The organism is Bradyrhizobium sp. (genome assembly GCF_049512235.1).
Taxonomy (GTDB): domain Bacteria; phylum Pseudomonadota; class Alphaproteobacteria; order Rhizobiales; family Xanthobacteraceae; genus Bradyrhizobium.
Genome location: NZ_JBEKXH010000417.1, coordinates 1 through 5,695, shown reverse-complemented (window position 1 = coordinate 5,695; position 5,695 = coordinate 1). Strand labels below are relative to the sequence as shown.

The 5,695-nt window shown below is 62.0% G+C and carries 5 protein-coding genes; 1 reads left to right on the top strand and 4 read right to left on the bottom strand.

The genetic code is table 11. The features are described from left to right. Positions 1-2,382: efflux RND transporter permease subunit (locus ABSG20_RS28040; protein WP_423867722.1), on the top strand; the 2,382-nt coding region annotated here is incomplete at its 5' end. Positions 2,383-2,406: 24 nt separating this feature from the next. Here ABSG20_RS28040 and ABSG20_RS28035 read toward each other — a convergent pair. The 4 genes from ABSG20_RS28035 to ABSG20_RS28020 form a co-directional block, all read right to left on the bottom strand. Beyond that, complete coding sequence (locus ABSG20_RS28035) at positions 2,407-3,873, bottom strand: GH1 family beta-glucosidase (RefSeq protein WP_423867721.1); 1,467 nt, start codon at positions 3,871-3,873, stop codon at positions 2,407-2,409. Positions 3,874-3,932: 59 nt separating this feature from the next. Further along, the gene (locus ABSG20_RS28030) at positions 3,933-4,907 is read right to left on the bottom strand and encodes a glycoside hydrolase family 16 protein (RefSeq protein ID WP_423867720.1); all 975 of its coding nucleotides are present in this window, start codon (positions 4,905-4,907) and stop codon (positions 3,933-3,935) included. 129 nt (positions 4,908-5,036) lie between these two features. Then, entirely contained in the window at positions 5,037-5,279 is a 243-nt protein-coding gene (locus ABSG20_RS28025) for a hypothetical protein (protein WP_423867719.1), read from the bottom strand. 85 nt (positions 5,280-5,364) lie between these two features. Continuing rightward, positions 5,365-5,695 (bottom strand): XdhC family protein (locus ABSG20_RS28020; protein ID WP_423867718.1); only part of this gene is annotated, 331 nt, incomplete at its 5' end.

Sequence of the window (5,695 nt, the reverse complement as noted above, 5' to 3'; positions counted from 1 at the left end):
ATGGTCGACCGCGTCAAGTCGCTGCTGCCGCAACTGCGCGCATCGGTCTCGCCCGCGATCGACATCAATCTCGCGGTCGACCGCTCGATCACGATCCGGACCTCGCTGCACGACGTCGAGATCACGCTCGTGATTGCCGTCGTGCTGGTGATCCTCGTGGTGTTCGCGTTCCTGCGCAGCGCCCGGGCGACGCTGGTGCCGGTGGTCGCGGTGTCGGTGTCCCTGGTCGCGACCTTTGCGGTGATGTATCTGCTCGGATACAGCCTCAACATCTTCTCGCTGATGGCGCTCACGGTCGCGACCGGCTTCGTGGTCGACGACGCCATCGTCGTGCTGGAAAACATTTCCCGCCACCTCGATGCCGGCAAGCCGCCGCTGGAGGCGGCGCTGCTGGGGGCCTGGGAGGTCGGCTTCACGGTGCTGTCGATGAGCGTGTCGCTGATCGCGGTGTTTATCCCGATCCTTCTGATGGGCGGCCTGGTCGGAAAGCTGTTCCGCGAATTCACCGTGACGATCACCATTGCCATCGTGATCTCGCTCCTGGTTTCGCTGACGACGACGCCGATGATGTGCGCCGCGCTGCTGCGCGGAGAGCGTGGCCGGCCGCACGGACGGATTTATCGTGTCAGCGAACGCGCGTTCGAGGCGCTGCTGAACGGCTACCGGCGCACGCTCACCGTCGCGCTGCGCCATCCGCGCTCGGTGATGCTGGTTCTGGCCGCGGTCCTCGGCCTGAATTTCCATCTCTACGCGGTCGTTCCGAAGGGCTTCGTCCCGCAACAGGACACCGGGCTTCTGGTCGGGTCGATCCAGGCCGATCAAAGCATCTCGTTTCAACTGATGCAGCAGAAGCTTACCCAGCTCGTCGACATCGTCAGGGTCGATCCGGCAGTCGAGACCGCCGTCGGCTTCACCGGCGGCGGTGTCGGCCCGGGCGGAGGCTCGACCAACACCGGCACTGTGTTCGTCTCCTTAAAGCCGCTTCGCGACCGCAAGGATTCCGTTGATCAGGTGATCGGCCGGTTACGAAGCGAACTCGCCGCTGTGCCAGGCGCCACACTGTTTCTGCAGGCGGTGGGCGATCTCGGTCCCGGCGGACGCTCGGGCAACGCGCAATATCAGTACACGCTGCAGGGATCGACGTTCGAGGAGCTGGATCAATGGACGCCGAAGATCGTTGCCGCGCTGCAGACCGTGGCGACCCTTGCCGACGTCAGCAGCGACCAGCAGGACAAGGGCCTGCAGGCCAATGTCATCATCGACCGCGATGCCGCCTCGCGCCTCGGGCTCACGATCGGCCAGATCGACAACACGCTCTACGATGCCTTCGGTCAGCGGCAGGTCTCGACCATCTACGTGGCCCGCAACCAGTACCACGTGATCATGGAGGTGGCGCCCCGGTTCTGGCAGAACCCACAGACGCTCAGGGATGTCTATGTCAGCACCTCGGGCGGAACGGCGAGCGGTTCGCAGACGACCAATGCCGTGGCCGGAACTGTCGTGTCATCGACGCAAGGCCTGTCGGTCAATTCGGTCGCGGCCAGCACCGTCCGCAATCTCGCGACCAACGCGATCGGCGCCACCGGCAAAAGCGTATCGTCGACCGGGACGGCGGTCAGTACCAGCCAGGAGACGATGATTCCGCTGTCGAGCGTCGCCCGGTTCGGACAGCGCCGGACCTTGCTCGTCGTCAACCATCAGGGCGGGCTGGCCGCGAACACCATCTCGTTCAATCTCCCGCCCGGCGTCTCGCTGAGCGAGGCGGTTGCGACGATCGAGGCGACCATGAACCAGATCGGGGTTCCCTCGGCGATCCATGGCTCGTTCCAGGGCGCCGCCAAGATCTTTCAGGAATCGCTCAGCAGCGAGCCGTTTCTCGTCCTCGCGGCGTTCGCGACGATCTACATCTCACTCGGGATGCTCTATGAGAGCTTCGTCCATCCACTGACGATCCTGTCCACGCTGCCTTCGGCCGGCGTCGGTGCTATACTGGCGCTGATGCTGTTTCACACCCAGTTCGACATCATTGCGATGATCGGGGTGATCCTGCTGATCGGCATCGTCAAGAAGAACGCCATCATGATGATCGATTTCGCGGTCGACGCCGAGCGCGTGCGCGGTCTGTCACCGGCCGATGCGATCTCTGAGGCCTGCCTGCTGCGCTTTCGGCCGATCATGATGACCACCATGGCGTCCCTGCTTGGCGCCGTGCCGCTGGTCATCGCAATGGGCGAAGGCAGCGAGTTCCGCCAGCCACTCGGCATCACGATCATAGGAGGTCTCTTCCTGAGCCAGATCCTGACCCTCTACACCACACCCGTCGTCTATCTGTATCTCGATCGTTTCCGGCATTGGAGCAGGCGGCGGCTGCGGGGCAGCTGATCGCCAACATCCGACGGCTCAAGATCAAACCGCATTTCGCGTGATGACGTCGCGATAGAACGAGGCGCTGAGCTTCGGGATCCTGCGCTGGGTGTCAAAATCCACGTGATAAACGCCGAAGCGCTGTTCGAATCCCCAAATCCACTCGAAATTATCCATCAGGCTCCACAGGAAATAGCCGCGAACCGGCACGCCCTCGGCGGTGGCGCGCTGCAATTGCGTCAAATAGTTGCGCAGATACATGATGCGGTCGGTGTCATAGACGTTGCCGTCGGCCGCCACCTTGTCGGTCGAGGAGGTGCCGTTCTCGCTGATGTAGATCGTATCGATGTTCCAGATCTTTGCCGCCAGTCGCGGCACCCAATAGAGGGCCTCCGGGCCGACCCTGAGCCACTCGGATGCCATGTGCGGAAACGAGGCGGGGAACGGCAGCACGTTGAAACCCGGCGTGCGGTCGGATGCGACCACGTAATATTGCGGCGTGTAGATGTTCAGGCCGACGAAATCGTTCGGGGAGGCAATGATCCTGAGCTCGTCGGCGGTATATTTGGGGGCGTCCGCACCGGTATAGGCGAGAAAGCCGTCGGTGTATCTGCCCTCCAGGATTACGTTGAGGAAGCCGGCGTTGAACTCGCGCGTCGCGATCTCCGCCGCGCGAATGTTGTCCGGCGTTTCGATCGCGGGCACGCAGCCCGCGATGTTCTCCGCGACCCCGACCCTGGTCCCCGCACGCCCCCTGGCGCGGATCGCCTGCACCGCAAGGCCATGCGCCAGCGCCACGTGGTGATGGATCTGGTTCAGTTCGGCCTGCGGCAGTTTGAGGCCGGGGGCATCAATACCCCAGCCATAACCGAAGTTGACGAACCTGCCGGCTTCGTTGATGGTGAAGATGTTCCTGACGCGATCGCTTAAGCGCTCCGCCACATAGCCCGCATAGTCCGCGAACGCCTTCGACGTCTCGCTGGAGCGCCATCCGCCCAGCCTGTCCTGGAGCGGCTGCGGCAGATCCCAATGATACAGCGTCGCGAACGGTTCGATGCCGTTCCCGAGAAGTTCGTCCAGCAGGCGATCGTAGAAGTCGAGGCCCTTGGGATTGGGCTTGCCGGTGCCTTCGGGAAATACCCGCGGCCACGCGATCGAGAAGCGATAGGCCTTGACCCCAAGCTCCCGGATCAGGCCAACGTCTTGCTTGTAGCGATGATAGTGGTCATTGGCGCGGTCCGCGTTCGAGTGATCGGCGATCGTGCCCGGCGTGTGGGCGAAAATATCCCAGATCGAGCGGCCTCGGCCGTCTTCATCGACCGCGCCTTCGATCTGATAGGCCGACGTGGCCGTGCCCCAGAGAAAGCCAGTCGGGAAACCATAGGGGGCGTGTCGGTCGGGCGCCGGTTTGGCTTCATTGTCCGCCGGCATTGCAGGCGTCGCCGCCATGCCGAGGGTGGAAAAGCCCGCAAGCTTGGCAAAATGCCGACGCGAGAACCTACCGAACATCGAGTTCTCCCGTCAGAGTTGGTTCTATCGGCATACTTCATTCCGAACGGTCATGATGATCAGGAGGGATCGATCTGATAGGCGGAAACCCTGTCGATCTGGAATTCGACCGTAACCGGGGATTCGGCGTCGACGAATCCGACGCCCCCGAAATATTTCGCGCCCATCGCCAGGTTCACGATCATGTACATCGGATCGTGAAAGCCGACCGGCACCTTGATATCCGACACCGGCTTGCGGTCGATGAAATAGATCAGGCGATCGGCCGTCCATAGCGTGCCGTAGTCGTGGAATTCGTTCGATGCGCCCGGCAATGAGAAGTCAAACCCGCAGGATTCCACCATGCCATTGGCCGGAAGCCGCCAATGCGTCGTCATGACGAGGTCGTCGGGGCGCTGCCCGCGTCCTTCCAGCACGTCGATTTCCGGAGGCCAGCCGCCATCATCCGCGAGCATCCAGAAGGCCGGCCATACCCCGGTCCCAACCGGGAGCTTCGCGCGAATTTCGAAATATCCATATTTTTGTGAAAACGAGCCCTGGGTTGTGAGGATGCCCGAGACGTATTCATTATTGAAAAGCACCGGTTTCAGCGCAGCGGGCGTACGCGTTGCAACGATCGAGAGCACGCCGTCCCGGACTTTGAACGGGTCGAGCCCGAGCGGTGTAGTCGACCGGCCGCCATAATGCGGATCGACGTAGATCTGCTGTTCGCCGTTATAGCTGTCTTTCCGTTTGAGGTCGGAGCCATCTCCACCCCAATAACGCGCTTGCGGCCAGGCGGCGCCGCCGGCGTAATGCGGCACCCACCTGCCTTTCAACAATGGGTGTTCGTCGAAGTCATCATGGAAGGTCCGGTGCAGGGACAGCGTCGCAAGGGATCTTGGACCTGAGGTGTCGATGCGGCGGCATAGTTCGCCGGGGGGATCGGTCGTGACCTGCAGAATAAGCTGCGTCGGCGCGACCTTGAGGGCGTCCTGTGCCAATGCCGGCTCAAGGCTTGCGAGAAAACCGACCAGGGCCAGGATTTTCGCCATCAATTTTTGAGGTCCCAGATCACAGGCTACAATGTCAGAGTAGCACCCGGCAAGCCCGCAAGCCACGCGGATATCGCAGAGGCGACCATTGGAACTTGTGTCGTCGGCCACGCGGCCCTTTGAGCCAAATCAACGCAATCGCCCGAAGGCAACGCATGCTGGTATCCATAATAATGGAGCAGATCGGTGCAGGACTACAGCCTCTATATCATTGCGCGTTCCGGCCGTCTCGTCCGCGAAATCGAAGTCGATTGTGCTGACGATGACGTTGCCATCGATCTGGCCCTGCAATGGGCCGATGATCATGATGTCGAGCTTTGGCAATTGGATCGCATGGTGGCGCGGTTCAGCAGCCACGCAGATGGCGAGCAATCGCAGGCATCATTTGACGTCATTGTACCCCGATAAGCGGCTGTGTCGTTTCTGCCGTCATACCAGCAGCGGCATGGCCGTTTAGCTACGGCGGCGTTGCCTGCGTTTCCCGATTGGCGCGCTCTCTTTCGATCAGCAGTTGCGCCACAACCCCGGCCGCGATGATGCCGGGTTCCTTGCCTTTGATGTCAGGCAGTCCAATCGGGCAGATCAATCGCGCGATTTGCGGCGCACCGATGCCCAGTTTCGCAGCCTGACTTGCGAATCGCGCACGTTTGGTGGCGGAGCCGATCAGGCCGACGAAACCCAGGTCCGGGCGGCGCAGCGCGGCGGCCGCAATCGAATAGTCCAGCGGATGCGAATGGGTCATGATCAGGATGAAGGCGCCGGCGGGCGCGGCTTCAACCTCCCGCTCG

Bases quoted from the DNA above. Each gene is read 5' to 3' on its own strand.
- ABSG20_RS28035 (WP_423867721.1), bottom strand. From the start codon at position 3,873: ATGTTCGGTAGGTTCTCGCGTCGGCATTTTGCCAAGCTTGCGGGCTTT.
- ABSG20_RS28030 (WP_423867720.1), bottom strand. From the start codon at position 4,907: ATGGCGAAAATCCTGGCCCTGGTCGGTTTTCTCGCAAGCCTTGAGCCG.